This window comes from Actinomadura kijaniata NBRC 14229, from assembly GCF_001552175.1.
Taxonomy (GTDB): Bacteria; Actinomycetota; Actinomycetes; order Streptosporangiales; family Streptosporangiaceae; genus Spirillospora; species Spirillospora kijaniata.
In genome coordinates this window covers 66,273-92,228 of the sequence record NZ_BCQR01000009.1, presented here as the reverse complement: position 1 = coordinate 92,228, position 25,956 = coordinate 66,273, and the positions used below count along the sequence as shown (strand labels likewise).

The following is a 25,956-nucleotide window of genomic DNA, read 5'->3' as shown; positions in this document are numbered from 1 at the left end:
CCATGCCCCGTTTGACGAACGCGACCCCCGCCGCGTTCCCCAGCGACGCAAGGTAAGGAATCATGTGACCCGTGGGACGGCTACCAGGAGGCGGGCTGGCCAAGGGGCTGGCCGTCACGTTGCGGACGATGACCAGGCGTTCGATCACGCGCCAGTACCCCGACGCGCGGCCGGAGCTGCCGCCGCGCAGCCGGGGCGTGATCGCGCTGTTCGAGGAGAACTGCACCGTGTGCATGCTGTGTGCGCGCGAGTGCCCCGACTGGTGCATCTACATCGACTCGCACAAGGAGACCCTGCCCGCCGAGGGCGGCGGGCGGCCCCGCACGCGGAACGTGCTCGACCGTTTCGCCATCGACTTCGCGCTGTGCATGTACTGCGGGATCTGCGTCGAGGTGTGCCCGTTCGACGCGCTGTTCTGGTCGCCGGAGTTCGAGTACGCCGAGTACGACATCGCCGAGCTCACCCATGAGAAGGACCGGCTGCGCGAGTGGATGTGGACGGTCCCGCCGCCGCAGGCCCACGACCCGCTCGCCGAGCCGCCCAAGGAGATCGCGACGGCGGAGAAGTCCGCGGCCCGCGCGGCGCGCCGCCCCGGAGGGGGCGCGTGACCGGGCCGGAGGTCGTCTTCACGCTGCTGGGCGTCGTCGCCGTCGGTTCGGGGATCATGGTCGTCACGACCCGGCAGCTCGTGCACGCGGCGCTGTGGCTGGTGGTGTCGTTCGGCGCGCTGGCGGGCGGCTACCTGGTGCTGACCGCCGAGTTCGTGGCGTGGGTCCAGGTGCTGATCTACGTGGGCGCGGTCGTGGTGCTGCTGCTGTTCGGCATCATGCTGACCCGCGCGCCGATCGGCGAGAGCGAGGACCTGGACTCCGGCAACCGCTGGGTCGCCCTCGGCGTCGCGCTGGCGACCGCCGGGGTGCTGGTGACGGTGCTGGTCATGGGCTTCCGCGACGCCTACACGCCGCTGAAGGGCGACCAGGGCGCGGCCGAGGGGCTCGGCGCGAGCATCTTCCGGACGTGGGTGCTGCCGTTCGAGGTGCTGTCGGTGCTGCTGCTGGCGGCGCTGGTCGGCGCGATCGTGCTGTCGCGCTCCGACATCGGCCCGCAGGACCCGGCGTCCGGGAACGGGAAGGGGAACCGCTGATGCACCTGGCGTATCCGGCGGTGGTGTCGGCGCTGCTGTTCTCGATCGGCGTGTACGGGGTCCTCGCCCGCCGCAACGCGATCCTCGTGCTGATGTCCGTCGAGCTCATGCTCAACGCCGTCAACCTCAACCTCGTCGCCTTCGACGTCCACTGGCGCGACCGGCTGCACGGCGGCCAGGTCCTCACGCTGTTCACCATCGTGATCGCGGCGGCCGAGGTCGGGCTCGGGCTGGCGATCGTGCTGCTGGTCTACCGCAACCGCCGGATGATCGACGTGGACCGGCTGCGGACCCTCGCCGAGGACGGCACCAACGGGAACGCCGCCGGGGAACGGCCGGACGCCGACGCGCGGCACGGGGCGGAGGTCTCCTCATCGTGATCGTTCTCGCCTCGCTGACGATCCTGCTGCCGTTCCTGGCGGCGTTCGCGGGCTTCCTGCTCGGGCCGAAGCTGTCGGAGGCGCTGCGGGCCGGGGGCGCGACGCCCGCCGGGCCCGAGCCGCCCGAGGACCCGCGCGCCGTCGTCTTCGAGAAGGTGCCCGGCGGCGGCCCCCGCACCGGCGAGCGCGTCTGGCGGCGCGCCGCCGTCGTCGCCGAACGCACCCCGCTGCGCAACGGCCCCGCGCTGGCCGCCTGCCTGCCGATGGCGGCGGCGACGGTGCTGGCGGCGATCGTGGCGTTCACCGTCTGGCGGTCGCCGGGCGAGCGCGCCGGCACGCTGACGCTGGTCGGGACCGGGTCGGTGCCGATCCGGATCGGTCTCCAGGTGGACGGCCTGGCCGCCGTCGTCGCGCTGATGGTGTGCTGCGTCGCGCTGGCCGTGCAGGTCTACTCGGTCGCCTACATGGCCAAGGACCCCCGATACTCGTCGTACGCGGCGTTCATCTCGCTGTTCACGGCGGCGATGCTGCTGGTGGTGTACGCGGGCGACCTGCTGCTGCTGTACGTCGGCTGGGAGGTCATGGGCGTCTGCTCGTACTTCCTGATCGGCCACCACTGGGAGAACCGCGAGAACTCGCGGGCCGCGGTGAAGGCGTTCCTGGTCACGCGGCTGGGCGATGTCGGCTTCCTGTTCGGGATCTTCCTGCTGGGGATCGGGGCGGGGTCGTTCCGGATCTCCGACGTGCTCCAGCGGGTGCCGCAGATGCCCGACACGACCGTGACCGTGGCGGCGTTGCTGCTGCTGGCGGGCGTGGCCGGCAAGAGCGCCCAGTTCCCGCTGCACACCTGGCTCCCCGACGCGATGGCCGGTCCCACGCCGATCAGCGCGCTGATCCACGCGGCGACGATGGTCGCGGCGGGGATCTACGTGGTCGCGCGGCTGTACGGGGTGTTCCTGACCGGCTCGGCGGCGCTGACCGTGCTCGGCGTCCTCGCGGTGATCTCCATGGTCGGCTCGGCGTTGGCGGCCCTGGCCCAGGACGACATCAAACGGGTGCTGGCCTACTCCACGATCAGCCAGCTCGCGGTGATGGCCGCCGGGCTGGCGGTCGGCGCGAAGTCGGCGGCGATCTTCCACCTGCTGACGCACGGCGCGTTCAAGGCGCTGCTGTTCCTGGCCGCCGGATCGGTGATCATGGTCGCCGGGTCCAACCTGCTGCGGCACTACGGCGGGCTGCGGCGCGCGATGCCGCTGACCTTCCTGTCGATGACGGTCGGGCTGGCCGCGCTGGTCGGGATCCCGCCGGTGAGCGGCTGGTTCAGCAAGGACTCGATCATCGAGGCGGCCCAGCACGCGGCGCTGGACGGCCACCGCGCTCCGGAGGCTCCGGCGGCGACGCTTTCGCGGGCGCACCTGCCCGACCTGTCCGCCCACATGCCGGTGAGCGGGACACCCCATCGCGACCTGGTCGCGAGGAGCCTGGCGGAGAGCCCCGGGCCGCTCTGGCCGGGCGTCCCGGGCTGGACCGCCTGGCTGATCTACCTCGGGCTGCTGGTCACCGTCGCGCTCACCGCCGCCTACGCCGCGCGGCTGTGGCTGATGACGTTCTTCGGGGAGACGCGCGGGGAGTTCGAGCCGCGCGAGGCCCCCAAGATCATGGCGTGGACGGTCGCGGCGCTGGCGGTGCCGTCGGCGATCCTCGGGTTCTTCGGCCTGGGGGCCGAGGAGCTCCGGCCGCATCTCGGGTCGGCCCTGCTGGCGCTGCTGCTGGCCGCGCTCGGCGCGGGCGGCGCGTTCCTGCTGTGGAACCGCGACCCCGCCGCCGACCCCGCCGGGAGGCTCGGCCCGCTGCGGCCGGTGTTCGCGAACGCCTTCCACGTGGACACGCTCTACGACGCCGTCGTCGTCCGTCCCGTGCTCGCCCTGGCCCGGCTGGTCGTCCGCGCCGACGACCGGGGCATCGACGCCGCCGTCCTCGGCACCGGGCGGGCCGCGCGCCGTCTCGGCGGGCTGCTGCGCCTGCCGCAGAACGGCAACCCGCAGACCTATCTCACCGGCGTGCTGGCCGGTGTCGTCGTCATCGCGGCCGTGGTGGTGATCTCGCTTTGATCTTCCTGCTGATGATGGCGATCCCGCTGGCGGGGGCCCTGGCGCTGGCGCTGCCACGCGAGCGGTTCCTCGGCGACGACGCCGCGCTCGGCCGGTTCGCCGTCGGGCTGTCCGGCGCGACGCTGCTGGTGGGGCTGTCGGCGCTGACCGCGTTCGACTTCGGCGCCCCGCAGCGCATGCAGCTGCGGGTGGACTGGCCGTGGGCCCCGTCGATCGGGCTCCGCTTCCACCTCGGCGTGGACGGGATCTCGCTGCCGCTGGTGCTGCTGACGGCGCTGCTGACGTTCCTGTGCCTGGTCTACACCGCCAAGCACCCGCCCGCCGGGGGACGGCTCCGCCTGTTCACCGCGCTGCTGCTGGTGCTCGAAGTCGGCATGCTCGGCACGTTCGTGGCGCTCGACCTGGTCCTGTTCTTCGTGTTCTTCGAGGTCGTGCTGGTCCCGATGTACGCGGTGATCGCGATCTGGGGGACCGGTGACCGGCGCGCGGCGGCCCTGAAGTTCATCCTGTACACGCTGCTCGGCTCCGGCCTGCTGCTGGCCGGGATGCTGCTGGTCGGGGTCAAGGCCGGAACGCTCGACATGACCGTCCTGGCGCAGCGGCACGGCGAGGGCCTGACCCGCGGCGTGCAGATCGTCGCGTTCCTGCTCATGGCCCTGGGCTTCGGGGTGAAGGCCCCGATGTGGCCGCTGCACACCTGGCTGCCCGACGCCCACACCGCCGCGCCCACCGCCGGATCGGTCCTGCTGGCCGGGGTCCTGCTGAAGATGGGCACCTACGGGATCGTCCGGATCGCGCTGCCGTCCGCGCCCGAGGGGGCCGAGTTCTGGGCCCCCTGGCTCGGGCTGCTCGCCGTGGTCGGGATCGTCTACGGGGCGCTGGCGTGCCTGGCGCAGACCGACCTCAAACGGATGATCGCGTTCTCGTCGGTCGGGCACATGGGCTTCGTGCTGCTGGGCATCGCCACGCTCACGCCGGTCGGGGTGAACGCCGCCCTGTTCGGCAACATCGCCCACGGCCTGATCACCGGCCTGCTGTTCTTCCTCGCCGGATCGGTCAAGGACCGGTACGGCACCGGCGACCTGCGGGAGCTCGGCGGCGGACTGCTGACCTCCGCGCCCCGGCTGGCGTCGGTGCTGACGTTCGCGTCGGTGGCGAGCCTGGGGCTGCCGGGGCTGGCCGGGTTCTGGGGCGAGATGCTCGCGCTGCTCGGGGCCTACCGGCCGGACGCGGACCTGCCGCGCGCGACGTTCGTGACGTTCATGGCCGTCGGCGGGATCGGCGCGGTGCTGACCGCCGCCTACTTCCTGCGGATGCTCTCCAGGATCACGCACGGGCCGGTGCCCGACGAACGCCTCACCGCCGGGCCGGTCGCGGCGGTCACCCGCCACGAGTACGCCGCGTGGCTGCCGCTGGTCGCGCTGACCCTGCTGGTCGGGCTCTGGCCGAAGACGCTGCTGGACGTGACCACCGCACCGGTGCGCGCGTTGCTGGGAGGTGGCTGACCCCATGATCCAGGGGATCGACTACGCGGCGATCGCGCCGCCGCTGATCCTGGCCGTCGCGGCGCTCGGGGCGCTGCTGGCCGACGCGTTCGGCGCGCCCCGCCGGGCGCTGGCGCTGGTCAGCGGCGGGGCCCTGGGCGTCGCGCTGCTCGCGGTGGCCGCGCTGGCGTTCGGCGGGCGGCGGGCGACGTTCTGCCTGCCCACCGGGCTGCGCGGGAACGGACCCCGCTCCTGCTCCTACGTCGCCGACGACTTCACGCTGCTGTTCCAGGGCGTCGTGCTCGCGGCGGCCGTGATCGTGGTGCTGCTGTCGGTCCGGGAGGTCGTCGAGTCGCGGATCCCGGCCGGGGAGTACCACTTCCTGCTGCTGGCCGCCGTCGTCGGGGCGCTGACCCTGGTCGCGGCGCGCGACCTGGTGCTGCTGGCGGTGTCCCTGGAGACGCTGTCGCTGCCGGTGTTCGCGCTGGTCGCGCTGCGCCGCTACGACGGGGTCGCCTCCGAGGCGGCGCTGAAGCTGTTCCTGGTCTCGGTGATCTCGGCGGCGGTGATGCTGTTCGGGATCAGCCTGGTGTACGGCGCGACCGGCGCGATGCACCTGGACCGGATCGCGCCCGCCCTGGACCGGCTGCCCACGGAGCTGGAACCGGTCGCGGTCGTGGGGATCGTGCTGGTGCTGGCCGGGTTCGCGTTCAAGGTCGCCGCCGTGCCGTTCCACTTCTGGGCCCCCGACGTGTACCAGGGGGCCCCGCTGCCGGTCGCGGCGTTCCTGTCGGTGGTGTCCAAGGCCGCCGGGTTCGCGGGGCTGGCGATCGTGCTGGCGCTGGGCTTCCCGGCGTTCGGGCACGTCTGGGGGCCGGTGGTCGCCGTGCTCGCCGCCGTCACCATGACCCTCGGCAACCTGCTGGCCCTCCGGCAGACCACCGCGATCCGCCTGCTGGCCTGGTCGTCGGTCGCCCAGTCCGGCTACATGCTCGCGCCGCTGGCCGTCGGCCGTAGCCGCCTGCCCGAGGCCGTCGCCGCCACCACCGCCTACGTCGCCCTGTACGCGGTGATGAACATCGGCGCGTTCGCCGTCATCGTCGCCGTCCGCGAACGCCTCACCCGCGACGCCCTCGACGACTACCGGGGCCTGGCCCGCACCCGCCCCGGCCTGGCCGCCGCGATGGCGTTCTTCCTGATCTGCCTGGCGGGCCTGCCGCCCGGCGTGATGGGGCTGTTCGCCAAGGTCGTGGTGTTCCGCGCGGCCGTCGCCGGGGACGTCACCTGGCTCGCCGTCGTCATGGCGGTCAACACGGTGATCGGCCTGTACTACTACCTGCTGTGGGCGGTCCGGCTGTTCACCGCCCCGGCCGGGCGGCCCGCCGACGTGGCCCCCGGAACGCCGGTGCGGGCCGCCATCGCCGCCGCGTTCGCCGGGGCCGTGGTGCTGTCGGTCGCGCCGCAGATCGTCCTGCAGACCGTCGCCACGGTGAGCTGACAGGGCGCATCCGGGAACATTTCACCTGGTCAAACCGTTGCATTGAGTGACACTCCGACAACGGGGAGGCAGGCGGAAGTGCGGTTCAACGGCGTCAAGACGGCGGTCCTCATCGCCGCGCTGTCGGCGCTGATGCTGGCGGTCGGCTGGGCCCTCGGCGGTCGTGCCGGGCTCACCATCGCCCTGGTCATCGCGCTGGTCACCAACGGGATCGCGTACTTCTACAGCGACCGGATCGCGCTGCGGTCCATGCACGCCCACCCGGTCAGCGAGGTCGAGGCCCCCGCCCTGTACCGCATCGTGCGGGAGCTGGCCACGGCCGCGCGCCAGCCCATGCCGCGGCTGTACGTGTCGGAGACGAGGCAGCCCAACGCGTTCGCCACCGGCCGCAACCCGCGCAACGCCGCGGTCTGCGCCACCCGGGGGATCCTGGAGATCCTCGACGAGCGCGAGCTGCGCGCCGTCCTCGGCCACGAGCTGTCGCACGTCCACAACCGCGACATCCTCATCTCCTCGGTCGCCGCCGCCCTCGCCACCGTGATCACCTATGTGGCCAATCTGGCGATCTTCCTGCCGGTCGGGCGGTCCGACGACGACGAGGGGCCCGGCCTGCTCGGCGCGCTGCTGATGATGGTCCTCGGCCCGCTCGCCGCCGCCGTCGTCCAGATGGCGATCTCCCGCACCCGCGAGTACCAGGCCGACGCCTCCGGCGCGCGGCTCACCGGCGACCCGCTGGCGCTCGCCTCCGCGCTGCGCAAGATCGAACGTGGCACGCAGGCGCTGCCGCTGCCGCAGGACCCGCAGCTGGCCTCCACCAGCTCGCTGATGATCGCCAACCCGTTCCGGGGCGGCGGCGTCGGCAGGCTGTTCTCCACCCACCCGCCGACCGCCGAGCGCATCGCCCGGCTGGAGCGGATGGCGGGTCACCGTTAGGGAAGGGTCAGGACCCGCGGTCCGTCCGCGGTGATCGCGACGGTGTGCTCGAAGTGCGCCGCGCGGCTCCCGTCGGCCGTCGCGATCGACCAGTCGTCGTCCAGCACCCGCGTCTCGTTCCCGCCGCCCTCGTGGAACATCGGCTCGATCGCGATCGTCAGGCCCTCCCGCAGCCGCAGGCCCCGGCCGGGCCTGCCCCGGTTGGGCACGCCCGGGTCCTCGTGCATGGCGGTGCCGATGCCGTGGCCGCCCCACCCGTCGGGGGCGCCGTAGCCGTTCGCCCGCGCGACCCGGTCCACCGCATGCGAGATGTCTCCCATCCGGTTGCCGGGCCGCGCCGCCGCGATCGCGTCGTCCAGCGCCCGCGCGGTCGCGGCGACCAGGCGTTCGGCGTCCGCGTCGGCCTCCCCGACCACGAACGTGATCGCCGCGTCGCCGTGGTAGCCGCCGACCTCGGCCCCGCAGTCCACCGACACCACGTCGCCGTCCTTCAACGTGATGTGCGCGTGCGGGACGCCGTGGACGATCACCTCGTTGACCGAGACGCAGACCATCGCGGGGTAGGGAACCGAGGTCCAGTCCGGCCGGTAGCCCAGGAACGACGAGCGCGCGTCCATCTCCTTCAGCGTCCGCGCCGCCACCGCGTCCAGCTCGGCCAGCGGCACGCCCGGCTCGGCCGCGTCGCGCACCGCGGCCAGTGTGCGCGCGACGGCACGTCCGGCCTCGCGCATGATCTTCCACTCCCGGGGGCTTCGATAGGTCACCATGACGCGTATTTTAATACCAGTATTAGAATGCTCGCATGGTCCGCACACCGCTCACCTCCGAACAGCGCGACCGGGGCCGCGCCCTCGGCCAGATCCTGCGCGCCGCCCGCGGCCCCCGCCCCGCCTCCTCCGTCGCCGCCGAGGCCGGGATCTCCATCGAGACCCTCAGAAAGATCGAACGCGGGGCCATCGCGGTCCCCGCGTTCTTCACCGTCGCCGCGCTCGCCCGCGTCCTCGACCTGGACCTCGCCGAGCTGGCCCGCACCCTCGACGGCTTCGAGGACCGCCGCGACGGCGCCTCCATGGCCGGCTGAAAAATCTCCGAACCTCCGGGCCGCCTCCGGCGTCAAAGAAACAAGAGCGCGCCGACGGCTTCTGCGGGGGAAGAGGTCGGCGCGCTCATCAGGGACGTCACGCGGCCGGACCACCAACCCCCCGGCGCTCCGGCCGCGTGACCCCGCGAGTCAGCGGTAGTTCACGAACTGCAACGCGACATCCAGGTCCTTGCCCTTCAGCAGCGAGATGACCTCCTGCAGGTCGTCCTTCTTCTTCGACGACACCCGCAGCTCCTCGCCCTGGATCTGGGCCTTCACGCCCTTCGGGCCCTCTTCCCGGATGATCTTGCTGATCTTCTTGGCGTTCTCCTGGGAGATGCCCTCCTTCAGCGACACCGACAGCTTGTAGAGCTTGCCCGAGAGCCGGGGCTCGCCCGCGTCGATCGCCTTCAGCGAGATCTGCCGCTTGACCAGCTTGTCCTTCAACACGTCCAGAACGGCGTTGGCGCGCTCCTCGGTGTTGGCCTGGATCTCGATCGTCTCGCCCGACCACCGGATGCCCGCGTCCACGTTCCGGAAGTCGAACCGGTTCGCGACCTCCTTGGTGGCCTGGTTCAGCGCGTTGTCGACCTCCTGCCGGTCGAGCTTGCTGACGATGTCAAAACTGCTGTCTGCCACTGCTGATCAGTCCCTCTAGCTGCGAGAACGCCTGCGCCGGTCCCCGGCCAGACGCGAACTTGCCAGCGCCACGGGCGCGTTCGCAGGCCCAGCGTATCGACCCGGACACCCCATCGTGCGCCTCCGCACACGCATCGAACGCGTCCGAGCGGGCACCACCCCACCGGCCATTCCAAGTCCGCTGAACCCCACCAAAACCAGGAAAACCCCCACTACGGTCTACCGAACACAGACCGTTCCCGGAGGAACCGTGAAACCGGCCGACCGCGAAGAACTCTCCAACATGCACATGGTGGACGCGCACCCCGACGTCCACCGCGCCACCGAACCCGACGAGGAGCAGATCCTCCGCGACCTCTACGGGCCCCCCGACGCCGACGGCGTCTACCGCGGGGAGGCCGACTGATGGGAACCGCCGCCGCGATGCTCGCCGAGGCCCGCCGTTCCCTCGGCCTGTCGGGCCGCCCGAACCGCATCACCCGCGACTACGCCTCCCGGCACGGCGACGACTTCCTGAGCGCCGCCTGGTGCGACATGGCCGTCACCTACTGGGCCCGACGCTCCGGCAACGCCAAGGCCGTGCTGCCCTCCGGCGACCGGGCCTACACCGTCTGGCACGCCCAGGACTTCCAGCGCATCGGCCGCTGGCACACCGGCACCGCGGCCAACCTGGACAAGGCGCGCCCCGGCGACATCGTCTTCTTCGACTGGGGCAACTCCAACTCCGTCGGCGCGATCGACCACGTCGGGATCATCGAGAAGGTGCTCGGCGGTGGCCGTGTCCAGACCATCGAGGGCAACACCGGCGACGCGGTGCGCCGCCGCGTCCGCTCGGCCAGCTCGATCGCCGGCTACGGCCGTCCCGCCTACGACTCCGCGCCGGGCGGCAGCACGCCCGCGCCCAACTGGACGGAGAACCTCGTGAAGAAACTGCCCACCCTCAAACGCGGCGCCAAGGGCGAGCACGTGGAGAGCGTCCAGGCGCTCCTGCTCGCCCGCTCCCACCCCGAGGTCGAGCTGGACGGCGACTTCGGCCGCACCACCGAGGACGCGGTGAAGGCCGTCCAGAAGTGGGGCGGCGTCACCGCCGACGGCGTGGTGGGACCCAAGACATGGGCCATCCTGCTGCGCGTCCACGCCTAGCCGCCCGATGTCACAACCACGCCCGGGTTCCGCTATTCTTTCCAGTGCCACCGCGGAACGCGGAGCCCCGGCGGGTTGCCCGAGTGGCCAATGGGAGCGGACTGTAAATCCGTCGGCTTAGCCTACGCAGGTTCGAACCCTGCACCCGCCACAGCACGAAAAAAGGCCCCTCACCAGGGCGAACCTGGTGAGGGGCCTTTTACGTTGATGTCCGGTTGTGTACGGCCGCGACCGGGGTTCTACGGCTGATCGGGACCTATACGGGACCCAGAATCAGAGGGGCCCCACGACCGGAACAGTAGAGGGTTACTCGCGAGCGCCTTCTGAGCGACGGCGAACTCCAGGACGTTGAACAGCACGGACCGCCGCCGGGCCGCGACGGCCGGCTGGGCGGGCTGGCCGTCCAGGCGGGTCCCGAGATGCTCCAGAACGCTTCGAAGGATCTCCACGTCCGCCAGAGAACCGACCAGGGGCGAGTGCTGTTCCACCCAGGCGATGACCTCGGCCTGGTCTCCGGGGATGTTCTCCCAGCGGTCGCGGTTGAAGGCGTAGGTGGTCAGAGCCCGGCCCAGTTGGGGTGTCGTCGGCCACGGCCCCTTGCGGGGGAGCATGGCCATCGTCACCTTGGTGAGGGCCTCGACGACGCCCCGGCGCGTTGTCGGCTTGATCGTTTCCCACTTCCAGTCGACGTAGTCCAGGGCCAGCTCACACCAGGTCACCTCCTCCAGCCGGATCGGCCACTCGACGTCGTAGTCCAGAGGCTGCTGCTCTTGCACGTCCATGCCCTGGTCCCAGCCCAGCTTGGCCAGCGCCTGGGCGACGCCGCCGGTCAGGCACTTGGCGTAGACGCCCAGCAGGACCTTGACGCTGTTGCCCGCCCACTCGGCGACCTGTGGAGGGTGGATCCCCGCGTTGAGCCAGATCGACAGGCGGGCATGCCGAAGGTCGTAGGGCCGCCTCGCCAAGGGACCCCTGACCTCGTGGGGGGTCAAGACGGCGTCCCGGGTCGCCTGCCAGACCCGGCTATAGACGCTCTCGGACAGGACATCGCCGCTCTCCCCGCGGAACAGCCGGCCGTCGGGGGCGGTGCCGAACAGGGCGATGTGCCTGCGCAGCAGCTTGCACAGCGGCGGGCAGGCCGGAACCGACCGGGTCTCCTTCTCGCTCCGGTGCTTGAGAGAGCGCCTCTCGCGCTTGCCGCTGTCGGTCCAGCGACCGCTCACCTCGGGGGAGGAATCCCCCAGGTGGATCCAACCCCACTCGTTCTCGTTTTCGGGAAGGTCCAGCTCATCCTGGTCCAGCAGGACCGCCTCGCCCGGCCGGAGCCCAGCCAGGAAGAGGCAACCGAAGAACGCCTGGAGATGCTGACCCATCGAACCCTGACAGCCGACCCCGTCCACCAGGGCATGCCCCTGCACCTCGTTGACCACCTGGTTGCGCTCGACAACATCGGTGCTCTTGGGAGGCGTCCAGCTGACCGACGGCAGGGGGTTAGCGTCGAAGTGCTTCTTCTGGACCGCATACGACAGGGCGTTGTAGAAGGTCGCCCGCTTTCGCCAGTACGTGGCGGCAGCGGCCTTCGTGCCGTCCAGCGTCAGCGAGAGCCGTCGGAGCACTTCCCTCAGCAGGTCCGGATCGGCCAGCTCGGTGACGTCCACCGAGTGAGCCTTCACCCAGTCGATGACCTTCACCAGCTCCGCAGGAGGCTCGGCACTACGGGCCTCACCGGTGAAGGCCCATGTCGTCAGCGCCTGGTAGATCTCGCCGTGAGCCGGGGGTCTGTCCTCCCACCGCACCAGCGCCAACGTCGCGGTCCCCAGGGCCTCAGCGATGCCCCGGCGGGACTTGGGCGAGACCTCCTTCCATTTCATGTCGGCGTAGGACATCGCGAACTCGTACCACGTGGGAGGCGGGGCGGCCTCTTCCGGTTCCTCCTTCGGAATCAAGGACAGGGGGAGGCCGGACTCGACGTCGAACGGCTCGCCCTCGTTCGCGGCGGTGCGCAGCTTGGACTGGAAACTGATGGCCAGGGCGCTGTTGGTGAAGTTCCGGCTCTTGCGATGCCCGGCGACCCGCCACCGCACCCGGTAGGAGCGCTTGCCCTTGGCGCGGTCGATTCTCTGGATGTTCTCGGAGATCCGTACTTCGTAGGAGACGGTCTGGGGGCCGGGCCCCGGCTCCACCAAGGAGCCGGGGCCGGTCTTGCGTGCGCGGGTCACGCAACGTCCTTTCGCTCGTTCAGCCACGCCTTGTAGTCGGCCAGCGCGATGCGGATCTGCCGGTTGGGCAGCACGTGGCAGGTCGGGGCCGTGCCCTTCTGCCGCCAGTCGTAGAAGGTCTGGCGGGAGATCTTCAGCGCCTTGCAGAATTCCGCCAGCGTGAGGAACTCCTCGGGCCCGTCGTGGAGGGCTTTTGCGCCGACTGGCCTCTTGACCATGGTCGATCGGGGCATCCTTCTAACGCTCCTTGGTGAAAGGGGTGGCGGCCTCGACGGTGTGCTTGGCGGTACGGCCGTCGGGGCCGTCGAACTTGGGGGATTGCGCGGAGGGGCAGCCTCCGCGCCTGGGGGGTGTCAGCAGGCCGGGGCGGCCTCGGTCTCGGCTTCCAGCAGCGCGACGTACTCGGCGATGGCGGTGGCGGGGATCAGGCGGGAACGGCCGCGCTTGACCCAGCGGAGCCGCCCCTGCTTCATCTCCTCGTAGAGAACCGAGCGGCTCAGCGACAGGATCCGCGCCGCGTCGGGAACGGTGTGCAACTGGACGTCCGAGGCGGGGCTGACCTCGACGGTGCGAACAGAGATCATGTGGGCTCCTTTCGTAGCGGCAGTGGTGGTGGGTGCCCGGATCAGCGGACCGCTGTGGATGCGTGCCTGGTCGGTCCGGCGAGCGGGCGAGCGAGGCCGTTGGTCAGGGCGCGGTGGACGATGCGGCGGGTAAGGCGTTGGGGCAGGCCACTGGCCAGTCCGGCGTCGACGAGGCGGTCCTCGACGTCGCCGCGGTTCAGCCCGGACCAGGACAGGAGACCGCCGACCTTGTAGGCCAGGGCCGACAGGGCGCGCTGGCGGCCGTCGGCGAGGGCGGCCAGCTCGGCGGCGCCGTTGTCGATGACGGTGGTCAGGTAGGCAGCCGGTCGGCCGCCGCTGGCCGGTGGCGCGGCAGGCGCCGGGGCCGGTGGGGGAACGGGCCGGTCGGTGGCGACGCGCAGGACTTCGTCGGCCAGCCAGTCGGGCATGCGGCCGACGTGGGCGGGGTCGCCGGTGACGACCTGGTAGGGGCCTTTGGCGGTGGTGGCACCAGGGGCGATGCCGTAGCTCCATCCGGCCTTGATGTCGATCTGCCAGCCGAGCGTCCCCAGGGCCTGGCGGAGCCGACGGCCGCCGTCCGTGCGCGGGGCGCGGTACCACAGGTGGCGGCCTCTGGAGGGGGTGACGACGCTGACGGGCCGGTGGACGGGGTCGGAGGGCCAAGGGTGGTTGCCGCCGCGGATCCGGGCCAGCAGCAGCAGGACGTCGCGACCGGTGCGGATCTGATCGAACCCGCCGGGGAGGTCGCCGGGGGTGATCGGGGTGCCGGGCAGCAGCTCGGTGGCGGGGTCGGCGGGGAGCTGGTCGGTGTGGGCGTCCAGGTCGATCAGCACCAGGTCGGACGGCCCGGCGGCCACGGCGGGCACGGCGGCGGGCTGGCGTCGCCACCAGGTGCGGATGCGGTCGGGGTCGGTGGTGGCGGCGCGCACGCCGTGGCACCACTGTCCGTCGGGCAGGCACGGGCAGGCGGTGTAGTCGTCGCGGGCGCACTCAGGGTTGTCGCGACAGTCCAGGCAGTTGGCGAGGGGCCGCTTGTCGCGGGCCGACAGCGGGAACACGTGCCAGCCGAGCGCGGCCAGGGTCAGGGCGAGGTCGCCGGAGGGCCGTGACGGTGAGGACATGAAGGTGGTCATCAACGCTCCGTTCTCGGATGGGGGGATGTCTCGGTCGGGTTGGCGCGGAGGCCGGATGCGCTCGGCGTCCAAGCGGGGCAGGAGGCATCCCCCTGCGCACACGTTTCGAGGGCGGTCTTCTGCACTGCTGTGGGGGAGGGGCCAAACCATCTCCGCAACTCCGCAACTCCGCAGTTGTGGCGGTGACCTGCGGTGAGACGTGCGGAGATGGAGATAGCCGGGGTGTGGCCATCTCCGCAGCCGGGGGGTGAACTCCGCACCGGTTGCGGAGTTGCGGAGATGGAGGATCGGCGGGGAGTTCTATCTCCGCACGCGTTTTTGCTGGTGGCTGGCACCGTTGCGGAGATGCGGAGATTGCGGAGATGTTTCGGCGGTCTTGGGCTCGTGGCGCGAGTCGGTTCAGGCATGGCGCTCAACCCAGAACACGTTGCGGTCGCCGCGGTCGTTCTTGGCGCAGCGGATGACGTATTCGCCGCGCCACCGGCCGACCTGACCGGTGAGGAGCCGACCCAGGCCCAGCACGTTGGGCGGGCGGCCGGCAGGGGTGGTGATGAACTGGCCTTCCCAGGGGTCGTGTTCGCCCATTGCGCCGAACCGGTCGGGTTCGCCGGAGGCGCGTAGTTCGGCGGCGGTCATGCGCTTGGTGCCGTGCAGGCTGTGCCAGCAGGCCAGGAACGCGCGCCAGCGGGTTTCGTCTTCGTCGATGCCGCGCACGTCGGCAGCGTTGGCCAAGAACCCCTCGATCCCGTGGTGGGCCAGGAACCCGCCCAGGGCTTGCGCCCAGGGAGTGAACTGGCGCATCGACACGGTGTCGGCGCGCGGGGCACTCTGTCGGGTCCAGTCCAGGACCAGCACCAGCAGATGCCACAGCACCGTCAGCTGGTTGGCGGGGACGGTGATCCACTGGTCCAGGTGCGGGATGCCGAACCGACTCTGGTCGCGTTGCTCGGGCCGCGGCATGTTCGGGTCCAGGTGCACCCGCACGGTGCGCGAAGCCATGTCGCCGCCGACCTGAAGGTTGTTCCCGGTGGCCATCCACAGCCGGTCGTTGACGGTGGCGACGGTGCGCGAGGCCCCCAGCTGACGGTCCGACCACACGCCGGTGGTGAGCAGCAGCGCCAGGGTGGCCGAGTCGATCACGGTGCCTTCGGCCAGGTTGTCCCACACCACCACGCCCACCTGTTCGGCCAGCACGGCGGTGATGCTCTTGCGTAGCTCCTCTTCGGTGTAGGCCCAGGGGATGACGCGCTGGCCGTACAACATGCCGGGGCCGCCGGTCAGGATGCTCTTGCCCGAGGCGGGCATGGTCGCGTCGATCAATGCGAATGGGGTCAGTGAGCGGGTGAAGTGTCGCAGGATCGGGGTGACCAGCAGCGCGATGTAGTTGGCGCGGTCGGCCGCACTCGCCCAGGGGAAGTCGCGCAGGAACCGGTTGAGTAGGAACTCGCGGGCGGCGGCCACCTGCTGGCCGGTGGGGTGATCGGGAACCGGGGGCAAGGCGACCTTGGAGGCCAGGTACAGGCCGGTGGCCGGGTCGTAGCCGGGCTTTTGGAGCAGGGTGCCGTCGCGGCGTAGCACCGGAGCGCCGATCACCCCGCGCAGCGGCAGTACGCCGGGCCAGGTCTTGGCGGCCAGGACGGCGGCCAGGATCTCGCGCGGCGGGGTGATCTCCTCCTCGTAGAACTCCGGATCGCCTTTGCCGTTCTTGCGGGCCCGGACCCGGTAGACGTAGGCGTGTTCGGCCAGCTGGGCAGCGAGGGTGGCAGGGGTGATGGGGCTGGCGGTGATCGGCAGTGGGGAGTCCTCGTCAGCGGCCGGGCTGGCGAGCCCGCCCGACACGGTCTCCATGTGCACCAGGGACCCGGCCGACACGTAGGTGTCGGGCAGCGTGTTCCGCGCGAGGGCGGCCTTCAGGACGCGGATGGTCTCAGGGCCCGACCCTGCTTGCAGGCGCGGCAGGTTGGCTCTGCTGCCTCCTTCGTCGACGGCATTGGTCGCTGCGGTGTTGACGGCCGGATCCTGCACGGGCGGCACGGGCTGCGGCCCTTGCTCGTGCTGGGTGGCATCGGGCGTGTTGGGGACGTTGTGCTCGTTGTCCGCCACGTGCGACCCTCCTGTTAGAGCGTGTGGTTCGCGACGGGGCCCTCTTGCCTGGCCGGGTGAGGAGGGCCCCGTTGCATGTGCGGTGGCCGCCGAGGCGGCCGATGCGGGGATCGAGCTGATCCCGCTGCTGGGAACCCGCGGATGGAAACGGGTTACGAGATGGGGCTCTGCAGCGCGGCGAGCCAGCCGTCCAGCGCCGAGCGGCGGATACGCAGACGGCCGCCGGGCAGCAGGACGCACACCGGGCCGTGGCCGCGGCGTCGCCACTCGAAGAAGGTGGAGCGAGAGATCTTCAGTTCCGCGCAGACCTGGGAGACGGTCAGCAGCGCTTCGCCGGTGTGGGACATGGCCACCCTTTCGTCATGCCGGTCCAGGACGGTCCTGAACGGGCCGTCGGAACCTGGAGGTGTCCGACAGGGTGGGATCGTGGCGAGGCGGGTCCGCTTAAGTCCGGAGAGCACCCACCCAGAACTGACGTGACCTCGATCACATGTGCTGTTTGGGTGGCTGACCAGGCCCCGAGCGAAGGCGCGGACGCAAGATTCGGTCAGGTCATAGGGTCTGGCAGCCATGAACGAGCGTGAACGCGGTCGCGGTCGACCGCTGCGGTTGCTGGACGAGCATCTCCGCACCAAGGTCCTGGACGCGATCGGCTACGGCCTCACCGTGCAGGCTGCCGCTCAGGCTGCCGGGATCGGCGAGCGCACTCTGTACCGGTGGCTGCAACGAGGCCGCCAAGCCGACGAAGCCGCCGACCGGGGCGAGACCGTCGCGGACAGCGAGCTACCTTTTCGACATTTCTGGCAGGCAGCTACGCGCGCGCACGCGCAAGGGGAACTCCATGCTGCCCGGCGGCTGCGGACGCTGGTCGAGGGCGGCTATGTGGTCAAGAGCCGCACCCGGCGCTATCGCGACGCGGCCACCGGTCAACTGGTGCAGGAGACCGAGGAGGACCTGGCACCGCCGAACCTGCGCGCGGTCATCTTCTATCTGGAGCGTCGTCACCCCCAGACCTGGGGCCGCAACGCCCAGCCCACCACCGTGGACGAGAACCCAGAGCAGCAGTACGACGCCAGTCTGCGAGCGGCAGCCAAACGGGTGCGCCAGGTCCGCGAGGAGTTCCAGCGGATGCAGGCGTTGGAAGCTGTTGCGGGCCACGGCGTCGACGAGGAACCTCGGTCCGCACAAGGACTCCTTTCTGGTTGAGGGCAGCGCAAAGCAAGCCGGGAGAAGGCTGGTGTGGCGGGGGTACCTGCCGCGGGGCCATGTCGCCGGGGCGGCATGCGGAAGATCATGCATCACCGGTGAAGGGCGGGCAATCCATGATCGTCCACCGGCGACCGTAGCCGTTTACGCAGCGTGTTGATGCTGAACGATCGTTCGTGAGGACACGTTGGCCCTGGTTGGTTCCAGTTGGCCCTGGTTTGGTTCTGTGGGGCCCCTCCCTACTCGCAGCCACCGCCCACCGAGACGCAGATCACACACCGTCTCCTAGGCGCGGTCGATCTCCGGTTCAGCGCTACGCGCGGGCGCGCTTTTTAGCGCTGTGACCGGTCACAGTGCGATGAAATGCCAGGTCATAGCGTTGTTGTGGTCGCGGTGGCGAGAGCTGCCGTGGCGGTCGGCGCGGTCGCTGCTGGTGATGCTGGTGGGGTGTGAAGGGGCGAAGAAAAGCCCGGACGGCGCGGGGCCGTCCGGGCGTGGAGGGTGAGTGGGCCGTGGTCCTGGTGGTCAGGTGTCGGGGGTGGTTCGCTGCATGATCTCGAAGAGCATGTCGGTGGGGCGTAGGCCGCGCTCGATGGCGGCTAGCTCGGCGAACGCGGCAGCGAGCTGTTCCCGCTTGGCGTTCAGGACTTCGGGGTTGTCCTTGTTGGCCTTCTCGTTGTAGTCGGAGACCCGCCGCAACAACTTGGCGGCCTCTTGCAGGTAGTAGGACATCCTCGGGGTGTTCCCCGAGCCAGGCGCGGAGACGCCGATTGGGAGGCGGCCGCCAGGGCCGCCCGGCCGACGCGGCGGCGTGTTCGGGCGCACGCCGGGTGGTCAGCGGGGCAGGTTGCGGGTGGGGCCGGTGGGGCGGCGGGCTCCGGGGCGTAGCTGGCGGCGGGTGCCGTTGCAGCGAGGGCAGATCCGCATGGCGTCGTTGAACATCGCCGAGCGCTGCCAGCCGGTGCCGTTGCAGCGGCGGCAGGTCCGCAGCGGGTAGTGGGAGGCGTCGATGAGGTAGACGGTCCCCCACAGCAGCCCGAACAGCAGCAGCAGGAAGATCAGGCCGCCGGAACCGGTGGCCTCGCCGGGCTCGGGGGTGCCGGGCGTGGTGCTGGGCGGGGTGGGGGCCGGGGTGAGCGTCGCGGTGACGGTCGGGGCGGGCGAGGCCAGAGCCGGGGGCAAGAGGGGACCGAACATAGAGCTCTCCTGGAAGGGGCGGCAGGGCGCGGCGGGCAGGTGCGGCCGGGTCCGAACGAGGGCCGCGTGACGGAAGGGGCGACGCTGGGCACGTCCGGGTAGGCCGGGGCGTGTCGGCGTCCGCGTAACAGGGAGTGAGCAGAGGTGAGACGGGGATTCGACCCGGTGATTCGACCCGTCATTCGATCCATTCGGCCGTTATTGCTGACTACGCGCGCGCGAGGTCGAATCGTGGGTCAAATGACGGGTCGAATCACCCGGTCGAAACGGCAGACCGAGGGGAACCCCTGACGGTCACTGTTGGTGATCGTCGGGGGCGTACTCGGGGAGGTAGTAGCGGGTGGCCTTGGTGTTGCCGCGCCGGGCGATCAGACCGTGGTCCAGCAAGAGCTTGATCCAGTCGGTGCCCTTGGTCTTGGAGGTGCCCAGCACTTCGTCGATCTCTCCGCGGCGGGCGCCGTCGGCGGCGCGGGCGCGCAGCAGGTGCAGCACCGGGCCCGCGATGTGCGGCGGTACCGGCAGCTTGCGGTTGGCCTCGGGCGAGTTGGTCCCGATGCTGCCGAGCGCGTCTTTTGCCGCCAGCAGCTCCTCCAGCGAGGTGGGGGTGGCCGGGGGCTCGGGCATGTTGGCCAGGTGCCGTTCTATCTCGGCGGTCAGGCCGTCGGCTGCTTGGGTGACGGCCTGGTCGTCGCCGGGGTCGATGCCGAAGCTGCCGTCACCGCCGCGCGGCGACCCCACCGGCGGGGCGGGTTCGGGCGGCCGGGGCGGCTGCGTGGCGTCGGGGCTCGGAGGGAGGCCGGCGTCGTCGGGCAGGGACGGCTGTTGATGGGTGGCCGGGTCGTCGCCGGGACCACCGCCGGGGCCACCGGCGGCGACGAAGTGGCGCTGGGTGTAGCCGGGCAGACGCTGGGCGATGTGGGGTTCCAGGTGGGCGATGGGGCCACCGCGCCGCTGCGACAGCTCGCGCACGGCGTCGAAGTCGCTCAGGTCGCGGACCCGGCCTACCGCCCAGTCGCCGCCGTCGCCGACGACCAGGGCCACGCCCTTGACGCCGGGGGCGTAGGTGGCCATGTCGGGCAAGCCCAGGGTCTGCCACTCCTCGATGGTGCGGGTCATCTCCTTGGTGGTCTTCAGACGCAGCACGATGGTGGTGGTGGCGTTGGCCTGGCCCTCCCTGCTGCCGGTGTGCTGGACGACGTTGCGCTGCCCGGCGCGGACCAGCACCACTCCACCGGAGCGGCCGCGCTTGTGGATGTGGTTGACCAGCGGCTTGGCCTCGCGGGCGATCGCCGAGTCGGTGCCGACCAGGGTGTCCATCTCGTCCAGGATCAGGATCACGGCGGGGGCGGTCGGGGTCGGGACGTGGTTGCGGCCGCCAGATTCCAGGGAGCGTTCGTCGACCAGGGCGGCGGCCCACTCCAGGATCTGCAGCGCCTTGTCTTCTTCACCGATTCCGGCGGCGGCGTCCAGGACCTCGCGCCACAGGTGGGGGATGGTTCCCTTGCCCAGGTCGATGGCCATCACCAGCGCGTCGCGGCACTCGTCGGCCTGTTCGACCAGGTTGGACAGCAACGTGGACTTGCCGCCGCCGGTGCCGGCGAACACATCGACGTGCATCGCGCCGCCTTCGTCGTAGACCTCCACGACCAGGTCCTGGCCGGTCTCGGGGATGGTGCCCAGGACGAACGGGCCATCGGTGATGGATCGCCATCCCTTGCCCGGCGCGGTCGGACCGGCGCCGAACGCGCCAGGGACCAGGGCCGCATCGGCCCCACCGGCGTCGAGCGCCGCAGCGGCGTCGGTGGCGGTGTCGGTGGGGGCCAGGACGGGGTGCAGGACGGGCTGGGCCCAGGGGTCGCGCAGCTGCAGGGTGATCCACAGGATGCGGGCGCTGGAGGATTGGCCGCTCAACTGGACCTGGTCGACCCCGATGCCGTACAGCCGGGCGATCTGTTCGGCCAGGTTCCCGCGCAGCAGCTGGGACACCGACGGCCCGTCGGTCCCGACGTCGACCTTGAACCGCACCCCCACGTGGGTGGGTTCGGTCTTGACCAGCCGGGAGCCTTCCAGCTCGGTGCCGGTGGCGATGGTCTGCCACTGGGCTTGGCGGGCGGCCAGGGCGCGGCGGTGCTTGAGGACATCGGACCAGGTGTAGGCCGACCACGTGGCCGACGCGGCGGCGGTGTAGGCCAGCAGGGTGGGCAGGTTGGTGATGCCGGTGTGGGCGGCGGTGGCCAGCCACACCGGAACCCCGGCGGCGGTGGCCGCCAACGTCGCCGAGTAGCGGGGCGAGCCGTGCCGCTTGTAGGTGGCCACCCAGGCCGCCAGCGCGGCCGGGGGCGCGAACGCGCCCAGCAGCAGGGCATCGGCGGCGGCGTACTGGTGCGCCAGGTGCCCGACCGGGTAGAGGGCGGCCAGCCCGGTGCCCAGGCCGCGGGTGTCGGGCGACTGGCGGACCCACCCGACATAGCCGTGCACCGCCGCGCGGGCCATGCGCCCGATCCAGGAGGGGCGGGATTGTGCGGCGTAGTACTCGGCGGGCACCGGAATCACCAGGTCGCTGTGGTCGGACCACGCGGCCGGACCACGACCACGACCACGGCCGAAGGGCCCGCGGCCCTTGCCGGGGCGGCCGGGTTGGCGGGGGGCGGGGCGGCCAAAGCCGCGGGAGGAACGCGCCATGGGAGATCACTCCTTCGCAGGATCTGCAGGTTGCGGGGGCAGGCGAAAAGCGCCGCTGCGCCGCCGGGGGAGGTCGGCGGCGCAGCGGCGTAGCGAGCGAGACGAAACGAGACGGACAGACGGGTCAGGCGGCGTTGCGGCCGCCCAGGATGCGGATCCCGGCCGCGGCGATCTCGCGGGACTCCTCGAAGATGTCGGCGAAGGTCGTCGCGGCGTTGCGGGCGTTGTAGGCGGCCTCGCGCAGCTCCTCGGCGGCGGTCGTCCACTGGGCGACGATCGGAGCGGGCATGCGCCGCCTGATCAGGTCGTCGCGGTAGTCCTCGACCATGTCGGCCAAGGCGGCCAGTAGATCGGCGATGCCCAGGGTGGTGGAGATGAACTCGGCGTCGGACTCGGGCGGCTCGAACACCACCTGATAGGCGCCCTGGCGGCTGAAGCGGTGCCGCCGAGGTCGGGGACGGGGCGGGGGTGTGGGCATGGGCGTCCTCCCTCACAGAGAGCTGAAGGCGAAACAGGAACGAGTAGGCGAGCGGGGGATGGCTCAGACGGGGTCGTCGCCGGTGAACTTGATCCCGGCGGCGGCCAGGTCGATGGCTTCCTCGAAGAGGGCCTCGGATACCGTCGCGCCATGCTGCATGGCTACGGCCCTAAATTTTTCCGAGCGCTGTACTAGCCATGTCCGCAGGTAGACGCTTGATCATGTCCGATTTGTGGACATTTTCAGCGCTGTCCTAAAGAACAAAGGTGACGTTGCTGTGTGTCGCTGCAGCTTGTTCTTGTTGTAGAGATTCTACAAAAAATAGGGCCGAGAAACGCCGCCGGAGAGTGTCGGCGTGTACGAAATGCACAAGTTTCGGTTGCGCTTGGTGTGTGGCATCGCCAGAATCGCTAAGGCGACAGATGAGCAGATGATGCGAGGGGCTCGCCAGCGCCTGAATGTTGCGTTGGGGTTGACCTTCGACTGTCGTGATGTGGGTTCTTTCTCGGCTTCCTGTGTGAGAGCGCTCCACGCAGGGAGGTGAGAATGGAGTGAGGAAGAACCGCATCGAAGTATGGGCGGTTGCAGTGTCTGCTGCCGCAGCGGCTGTTGCCGCTGCGGCACAGGTCATTGAGGTGGTGACGCACCTCTTCTGACCAAGGCAGGCACTCGCCTTTGGTGCAGGCGTCCTGACCCTCGGGTGAGGGCGCCTGCTTCCTTGGAACTTCGTACCTTTAGAAGGTACGAGGTCCAGTTGGAACTCTAATGCTTCACCTCCCTCTACAAGCCTTTAACGCTCAGCTTTTGTGACGCAGACGGGCCGTTTGCGGAGCTGGGTGAGCGCGGAAGAGCTGGCACGAGAAGAGCGAAAGTTGTTACACAGGGTCGTCGCCGGTGAACTTGATCCCGGCGGCGGCCAGGTCGATGGCCTCTTCGAAGATGACCTCGAACACCGTCGCGCCGCGCTGCACAGCGGCGGAGGCTTCGGTCATGTGCTCGCCGATCTGCAGCAGGGGATTGGTGACGGCGGCGGGCATGCGGCGGATCATCACCTCGTCGGTGAAGTCCTCCACGGCTGCGGCGAACCCGCGCAAGAACTGCTGCAGGTCGATGCTGGTCTCGATGAACTCGGCGTCGGAGGTGGGCGGGTCCATGTTGATTGGCGGACCGGCCGCCCACACCCGAGCGCGCGCCCGCCGCCGCGCCCCGGCGGCACCCGCCGCCGCGGTCCCCGGCCGGGACGGCGCGGCAGACGGCGAAGCAGACCGGGCGGCAAAGTGGTCGCCGATGGGGCGCGGTGCGGGTTGCGGGCCGCCCCCGGCCTGCTGGTCGGGGAACAGCGGCGGGGGCGTGCCCTGGCGGCGTGGTGGGGCGGGCTGCCGCGCCGCATCCCTGCCGGGCGGGGTGGAACCGGCGGGCCGCGCCTGGTTGTCCTGGTCGCCGCTGTCGCCGTGGCCGCGGCGATGGGGGAAGGCGATGAAAGCCCGGTGGGGACGTTCCCGTCGTTCCCAACGGCGCTCGGCGGTCCGGGTAGCCCACCGCCCGGCACGGCGACCCTGGCGACCAGCCGCGCGGCCGCTCTGGCCGATCGGGCGGGCGGTGCCGCGCACCGCCTTGCCGAGGGCGCGGCCGCCCAGGTCGGCGATGGCGTCGGCCAATTGTTCTTCCTCTGTGTAAGGGCCACCGGCTGACTTCCACGCCTTGACCAGCAGGGAGGGGCGCGGCTCGGTCCAGCCACCGGCGCGACCCGGCTGGGTGCGTCGGGCCGGGCCGGTGGGGTGGGCGGCGCGGGCCTGACGGGCGGCGTGGGCCGCGCCCGCGAACGCCGCGCCCCCCAGAAACAGCAACTCGATCACGGCTGGTGGTCCTCCTTCCTCGGCTTGGCGGCGGGCGAGTCGGTGGACGGGGTGACGGCCGGGGGGTGACGCAGCTCGGTGATGGAGACGAACAGCATCAGCGCCACATACAGCCCCCACAGCGGGGCGGCCACGGTCCAGATCGGCCAGCTCAGCACCGCGTGCGCGGCACCGGGCACCGCCAGCAGGAACGCCACCGCGCCCAGCGAGGGGCGGTTGCGAACCATCTGCACGCCAACAGCCCGCACCGTCATGCGTGCGACGGGCGGTGGCGGGGGGCCGGCGGGCCGGGAAGGGATGGGGTGGGTCATGACAGCCACCCGTCGATCTGGTTGGACAGACCGCGCAGGATCTTCACCATCGGTTCGCCGATCGGGGTGGAGGCCGCCAGCAGCCCCCAGGAGATCAGGACGAACGCGAGGAAGTTGTTGATCTGACGAGACCAGATCAAGATGATCAGCCCGCCGGTGAGCACAGCGAACAGGGCCATGAGAGGTTCTCCTAACAAGTGATGAGCCCCCAGGCCGGATGACCGGGGGCGGAACCGGAGCGGAGACGCCAGGTCTCCACCGGGGATGGATCAGGCGGCGGTGATGTGCTTGCTGCGGATCTTTTGGACCAGGTCCAGGGCGGCGGGTTTGCCGATGCGCATCGCGCGGGCGAGCTTCTCGGCGGGGATGGGCCGTCCGTGCTCGGCGCGGTATTGGGCGTCGATGGTGCGGGCCTCCTCCAGGCGCTCGTGCGGCGAGGTTCGGGCCCGCTTGCGCTTGCGGGTCCGGCGCGGCTTGGACGGCTCTGGGACCTCCTTTCCCAAGGCGGTGTCGGCGGGGTGGTTGGTGTCGGCGGACCGGTCCGATGCCAGGTCCGCATCCGGGGCCGGGACGGCGTTGATGTCGGGGTCCGAACTCGATGACGTCGCCGGGTCTGGGACCTGGCCGTCAGAGGGTGGTGGGACCTGGGTCCGGTCACGGGCGGGTCCCTGGTCGCCGGGCCGGTCGTGGACCTGGTTCGCTGCGCGACCTGCGACCAGGTCCGGCACCGGGTCCGTGGCCTGCTTGGGGAGCTGGTCTGAGACCGGGACTGGTGGGGTGACCGGGTCGGGGGTCGTCTGAGCCGCGGAGTCGTCGGGGTCTGCCTGGCGGGGTGGGGCGATGCCCAGGCGGGCGTGCAGCGCCGCGGCCGGGGCCGCGCCGGGGGTGTGGGCCATGGCGCGGGTGATGTCGCCTTCGGCCAGCTGCAGGCCGAACCGGTCGGCCAGGTAGGTCTGGACCTTGGCCGACTCGAACCCCAGCGCCACCAGCTCCTCCGAGCGGGGCCGGTCGGCGGGCGGCAAAAGCGCCGCGGTCGAAGCCGAGGGGGCCGGGGCGGGTTGCCAGGGGGCGTCCAGGTTCAGGTCGGCCAGGTCCGAGGCGTGATACAGCAGGCTGATTTGGGCCAGCAGGGTCTGCTGGCGGGTCGGGTCGGTGGCCAGGTGGGCGTGTTCGACAGCGGCGTCCATCGCCTTGTCCAGGCGGGCCAGCGCTCGCGCCAGGGTGCGGGGCTTGGCGCCTGCGGCGCGCAGGATGCGGACCTTCTTGGCGGCCTTGGCCAGACGGGCCAGGCGGCGGTGGCCATCGACGTCGGAGGCGGTACGCCCGGTTGGCTCGGCGACCCCCAAGCGCACCAGCAGCCGTTCGGGAGTGAGCCGCCAGTGGATACGGCCGGCGCGGCCGGTGGCGCGGCGGCGGTCGGCGGCCAGGCCGCGTTCCCATAGCCAGGCGGCCACCAGCGGAGCCGCCAGGCGGATCAGGGCCTGGCGGACGCCGTCGGCGTCGCTGGCCGACAGCACCGCCGACAGCGCGGTGAACACCCACACCGCGATCCCGTCAGCCCCGGCTGAATGGCTGGCGGACTCGCGGACGTTGCGGCGGGCGCGCAGCGCCGAGGTGACCATGGCGACCTCGACGAAGGCGAACAGCGCCACCCGTAGCGGGATCGGCAGGTCCAGCACGTCGCCGAAGAACTTCCACATACCGGTGGCGGCCACGGCGGTGGCCAGGCACGCGGCCAGCACGGTGGTGACGTCCTCCAACCGAGCACGGGGCG

At 71.0% G+C, this 25,956-nt stretch carries 27 protein-coding genes and 1 tRNA gene; 12 read left to right on the top strand and 16 right to left on the bottom strand.

The features are described from left to right. Positions 1–71: 71 nt before the first annotated feature. From AKI01S_RS03995 to htpX, 7 genes are all read left to right on the top strand, one after another. Complete coding sequence (locus tag AKI01S_RS03995; protein ID WP_174567347.1) at positions 72–608, top strand: NuoI/complex I 23 kDa subunit family protein; 537 nt, start codon at positions 72–74, stop codon at positions 606–608. Next, positions 605–1,144: an NADH-quinone oxidoreductase subunit J family protein gene (locus AKI01S_RS03990; RefSeq protein ID WP_067812347.1), complete on the top strand. Its 540-nt coding sequence runs from the start codon at positions 605–607 to the stop codon at positions 1,142–1,144. Before AKI01S_RS03995 ends, AKI01S_RS03990 begins: the two co-directional genes overlap by 4 nt. After that, complete coding sequence (nuoK, locus tag AKI01S_RS03985; RefSeq protein ID WP_067812345.1) at positions 1,144–1,524, top strand: NADH-quinone oxidoreductase subunit NuoK; 381 nt, start codon at positions 1,144–1,146, stop codon at positions 1,522–1,524. The genes AKI01S_RS03990 and nuoK overlap by 1 nt, the downstream gene beginning before the upstream one ends. Continuing rightward, a complete protein-coding gene (locus AKI01S_RS03980) occupies positions 1,521–3,635 on the top strand; it encodes an NADH-quinone oxidoreductase subunit 5 family protein (protein WP_067812344.1) in 2,115 nt (704 codons plus the stop codon). The genes nuoK and AKI01S_RS03980 overlap by 4 nt, the downstream gene beginning before the upstream one ends. Continuing rightward, positions 3,632–5,140, top strand: a complete 1,509-nt coding sequence (locus AKI01S_RS03975) for a complex I subunit 4 family protein (protein ID WP_369688699.1) — start codon at positions 3,632–3,634, stop codon at positions 5,138–5,140. The genes AKI01S_RS03980 and AKI01S_RS03975 overlap by 4 nt, the downstream gene beginning before the upstream one ends. A 4-nt stretch (positions 5,141–5,144) precedes the next feature. Then, positions 5,145–6,617 (top strand): NADH-quinone oxidoreductase subunit N, encoded by a 1,473-nt coding sequence (locus AKI01S_RS03970; protein WP_067812342.1) that lies wholly within the window; start codon positions 5,145–5,147, stop codon positions 6,615–6,617. 78 nt (positions 6,618–6,695) lie between these two features. Further along, on the top strand, positions 6,696–7,550 hold the full coding sequence (gene htpX, locus AKI01S_RS03965; protein WP_083998858.1) for a zinc metalloprotease HtpX: 855 nt from the start codon (positions 6,696–6,698) through the stop codon (positions 7,548–7,550). Here the strand turns inward: htpX and map are convergent. Then, the gene (map, locus tag AKI01S_RS03960) at positions 7,547–8,317 is read right to left on the bottom strand and encodes a type I methionyl aminopeptidase (RefSeq protein ID WP_067812341.1); all 771 of its coding nucleotides are present in this window, start codon (positions 8,315–8,317) and stop codon (positions 7,547–7,549) included. The genes htpX and map overlap by 4 nt on opposite strands. 35 nt (positions 8,318–8,352) lie before the next feature. Between map and AKI01S_RS03955 the strand changes: the two genes are divergently transcribed. Next, the gene (locus AKI01S_RS03955; protein WP_067812339.1) at positions 8,353–8,631 is read left to right on the top strand and encodes a helix-turn-helix domain-containing protein; all 279 of its coding nucleotides are present in this window, start codon (positions 8,353–8,355) and stop codon (positions 8,629–8,631) included. A gap of 150 nt (positions 8,632–8,781) precedes the next feature. Here the strand turns inward: AKI01S_RS03955 and AKI01S_RS03950 are convergent, their stop codons facing one another. Next, positions 8,782–9,270: a YajQ family cyclic di-GMP-binding protein gene (locus AKI01S_RS03950; RefSeq protein ID WP_067812338.1), complete on the bottom strand. Its 489-nt coding sequence runs from the start codon at positions 9,268–9,270 to the stop codon at positions 8,782–8,784. Positions 9,271–9,520: 250 nt separating this feature from the next. Here AKI01S_RS03950 and AKI01S_RS50170 point away from each other — a divergent pair, with 250 nt between their 5' ends. From AKI01S_RS50170 to AKI01S_RS03940, 3 genes are all read left to right on the top strand, one after another. Next, positions 9,521–9,676 (top strand): hypothetical protein, encoded by a 156-nt coding sequence (locus AKI01S_RS50170; protein ID WP_157419645.1) that lies wholly within the window; start codon positions 9,521–9,523, stop codon positions 9,674–9,676. Beyond that, on the top strand, positions 9,676–10,413 hold the full coding sequence (locus AKI01S_RS03945) for a peptidoglycan-binding protein (RefSeq protein WP_067812336.1): 738 nt from the start codon (positions 9,676–9,678) through the stop codon (positions 10,411–10,413). The genes AKI01S_RS50170 and AKI01S_RS03945 overlap by 1 nt, the downstream gene beginning before the upstream one ends. Before the next feature lie 69 nt (positions 10,414–10,482). After that, positions 10,483–10,564: transfer RNA gene (locus AKI01S_RS03940), tRNA-Tyr, on the top strand. An 88-nt stretch (positions 10,565–10,652) separates the two neighbouring features. On the opposite strand, the gene AKI01S_RS52465 is transcribed toward AKI01S_RS03940, so the two are convergent. The 6 genes from AKI01S_RS52465 to AKI01S_RS03910 form a co-directional block, all read right to left on the bottom strand. Then, positions 10,653–12,632, bottom strand: coding sequence for a tyrosine-type recombinase/integrase (locus AKI01S_RS52465; protein ID WP_067812334.1), 1,980 nt, complete (start codon positions 12,630–12,632; stop codon positions 10,653–10,655). Continuing rightward, the gene (locus AKI01S_RS03930; RefSeq protein WP_067812333.1) at positions 12,629–12,850 is read right to left on the bottom strand and encodes a helix-turn-helix transcriptional regulator; all 222 of its coding nucleotides are present in this window, start codon (positions 12,848–12,850) and stop codon (positions 12,629–12,631) included. The genes AKI01S_RS52465 and AKI01S_RS03930 overlap by 4 nt, the downstream gene beginning before the upstream one ends. A 135-nt stretch (positions 12,851–12,985) precedes the next feature. Next, on the bottom strand, positions 12,986–13,216 hold the full coding sequence (locus tag AKI01S_RS03925) for a helix-turn-helix domain-containing protein (protein WP_067812331.1): 231 nt from the start codon (positions 13,214–13,216) through the stop codon (positions 12,986–12,988). A 41-nt stretch (positions 13,217–13,257) separates the two neighbouring features. Continuing rightward, on the bottom strand, positions 13,258–14,349 hold the full coding sequence (locus AKI01S_RS03920; protein ID WP_067812329.1) for a bifunctional DNA primase/polymerase: 1,092 nt from the start codon (positions 14,347–14,349) through the stop codon (positions 13,258–13,260). A gap of 399 nt (positions 14,350–14,748) precedes the next feature. Continuing rightward, a complete protein-coding gene (locus AKI01S_RS03915) occupies positions 14,749–16,452 on the bottom strand; it encodes a hypothetical protein (RefSeq protein ID WP_218009541.1) in 1,704 nt (567 codons plus the stop codon). A gap of 152 nt (positions 16,453–16,604) precedes the next feature. Continuing rightward, entirely contained in the window at positions 16,605–16,799 is a 195-nt protein-coding gene (locus tag AKI01S_RS03910; RefSeq protein WP_067812327.1) for a helix-turn-helix transcriptional regulator, read from the bottom strand. Positions 16,800–17,022: 223 nt separating this feature from the next. Between AKI01S_RS03910 and AKI01S_RS03905 the strand changes: the two genes are divergently transcribed. Next, the gene (locus tag AKI01S_RS03905) at positions 17,023–17,658 is read left to right on the top strand and encodes an IS630 transposase-related protein (protein WP_083998854.1); all 636 of its coding nucleotides are present in this window, start codon (positions 17,023–17,025) and stop codon (positions 17,656–17,658) included. 525 nt (positions 17,659–18,183) lie between these two features. On the opposite strand, the gene AKI01S_RS03900 is transcribed toward AKI01S_RS03905, so the two are convergent. The 8 genes from AKI01S_RS03900 to AKI01S_RS03860 form a co-directional block, all read right to left on the bottom strand. Continuing rightward, a complete protein-coding gene (locus AKI01S_RS03900) occupies positions 18,184–18,390 on the bottom strand; it encodes a hypothetical protein (RefSeq protein WP_067812324.1) in 207 nt (68 codons plus the stop codon). A 102-nt stretch (positions 18,391–18,492) separates the two neighbouring features. Further along, positions 18,493–18,855 carry a hypothetical protein gene (locus tag AKI01S_RS03895; RefSeq protein ID WP_067812322.1) on the bottom strand — a complete coding sequence of 121 codons (363 nt, stop codon included), beginning with the start codon at positions 18,853–18,855 and terminating at the stop codon, positions 18,493–18,495. A gap of 294 nt (positions 18,856–19,149) precedes the next feature. After that, positions 19,150–21,537, bottom strand: coding sequence for a P-loop NTPase family protein (locus AKI01S_RS03890; RefSeq protein WP_157419644.1), 2,388 nt, complete (start codon positions 21,535–21,537; stop codon positions 19,150–19,152). A gap of 124 nt (positions 21,538–21,661) precedes the next feature. Then, positions 21,662–22,015, bottom strand: coding sequence for a hypothetical protein (locus AKI01S_RS03885; RefSeq protein WP_157419643.1), 354 nt, complete (start codon positions 22,013–22,015; stop codon positions 21,662–21,664). Positions 22,016–22,890: 875 nt separating this feature from the next. After that, positions 22,891–23,871 carry a hypothetical protein gene (locus tag AKI01S_RS50165; protein ID WP_157419642.1) on the bottom strand — a complete coding sequence of 327 codons (981 nt, stop codon included), beginning with the start codon at positions 23,869–23,871 and terminating at the stop codon, positions 22,891–22,893. Beyond that, a complete protein-coding gene (locus AKI01S_RS03870; RefSeq protein ID WP_067812314.1) occupies positions 23,868–24,104 on the bottom strand; it encodes a hypothetical protein in 237 nt (78 codons plus the stop codon). Before AKI01S_RS03870 ends, AKI01S_RS50165 begins: the two co-directional genes overlap by 4 nt. Before the next feature lie 74 nt (positions 24,105–24,178). Next, positions 24,179–24,361, bottom strand: a complete 183-nt coding sequence (locus tag AKI01S_RS03865; RefSeq protein WP_067812312.1) for a hypothetical protein — start codon at positions 24,359–24,361, stop codon at positions 24,179–24,181. A 90-nt stretch (positions 24,362–24,451) separates the two neighbouring features. Continuing rightward, entirely contained in the window at positions 24,452–25,942 is a 1,491-nt protein-coding gene (locus AKI01S_RS03860) for a hypothetical protein (RefSeq protein WP_067812310.1), read from the bottom strand. Positions 25,943–25,956 lie beyond the last annotated feature (14 nt).

Coding starts and splice junctions, on each gene's coding strand:
- nuoK (WP_067812345.1), top strand. CDS start 1,144: ATGCACCTGGCGTATCCGGCGGTGGTGTCGGCGCTGCTGTTCTCGATC.
- AKI01S_RS03885 (WP_157419643.1), bottom strand. CDS start 22,015: ATGCCCACACCCCCGCCCCGTCCCCGACCTCGGCGGCACCGCTTCAGC.
- AKI01S_RS03930 (WP_067812333.1), bottom strand. CDS start 12,850: ATGGTCAAGAGGCCAGTCGGCGCAAAAGCCCTCCACGACGGGCCCGAG.
- AKI01S_RS03910 (WP_067812327.1), bottom strand. CDS start 16,799: ATGTCCCACACCGGCGAAGCGCTGCTGACCGTCTCCCAGGTCTGCGCG.
- AKI01S_RS03945 (WP_067812336.1), top strand. CDS start 9,676: ATGGGAACCGCCGCCGCGATGCTCGCCGAGGCCCGCCGTTCCCTCGGC.
- AKI01S_RS03970 (WP_067812342.1), top strand. CDS start 5,145: ATGATCCAGGGGATCGACTACGCGGCGATCGCGCCGCCGCTGATCCTG.
- AKI01S_RS03920 (WP_067812329.1), bottom strand. CDS start 14,349: ATGACCACCTTCATGTCCTCACCGTCACGGCCCTCCGGCGACCTCGCC.
- AKI01S_RS03955 (WP_067812339.1), top strand. CDS start 8,353: ATGGTCCGCACACCGCTCACCTCCGAACAGCGCGACCGGGGCCGCGCC.
- AKI01S_RS03925 (WP_067812331.1), bottom strand. CDS start 13,216: ATGATCTCTGTTCGCACCGTCGAGGTCAGCCCCGCCTCGGACGTCCAG.
- AKI01S_RS03890 (WP_157419644.1), bottom strand. CDS start 21,537: ATGGCGCGTTCCTCCCGCGGCTTTGGCCGCCCCGCCCCCCGCCAACCC.
- AKI01S_RS03905 (WP_083998854.1), top strand. CDS start 17,023: ATGAACGAGCGTGAACGCGGTCGCGGTCGACCGCTGCGGTTGCTGGAC.
- map (WP_067812341.1), bottom strand. CDS start 8,317: ATGGTGACCTATCGAAGCCCCCGGGAGTGGAAGATCATGCGCGAGGCC.
- AKI01S_RS03865 (WP_067812312.1), bottom strand. CDS start 24,361: ATGGCCCTGTTCGCTGTGCTCACCGGCGGGCTGATCATCTTGATCTGG.
- AKI01S_RS03900 (WP_067812324.1), bottom strand. CDS start 18,390: ATGTCCTACTACCTGCAAGAGGCCGCCAAGTTGTTGCGGCGGGTCTCC.
- AKI01S_RS03895 (WP_067812322.1), bottom strand. CDS start 18,855: ATGTTCGGTCCCCTCTTGCCCCCGGCTCTGGCCTCGCCCGCCCCGACC.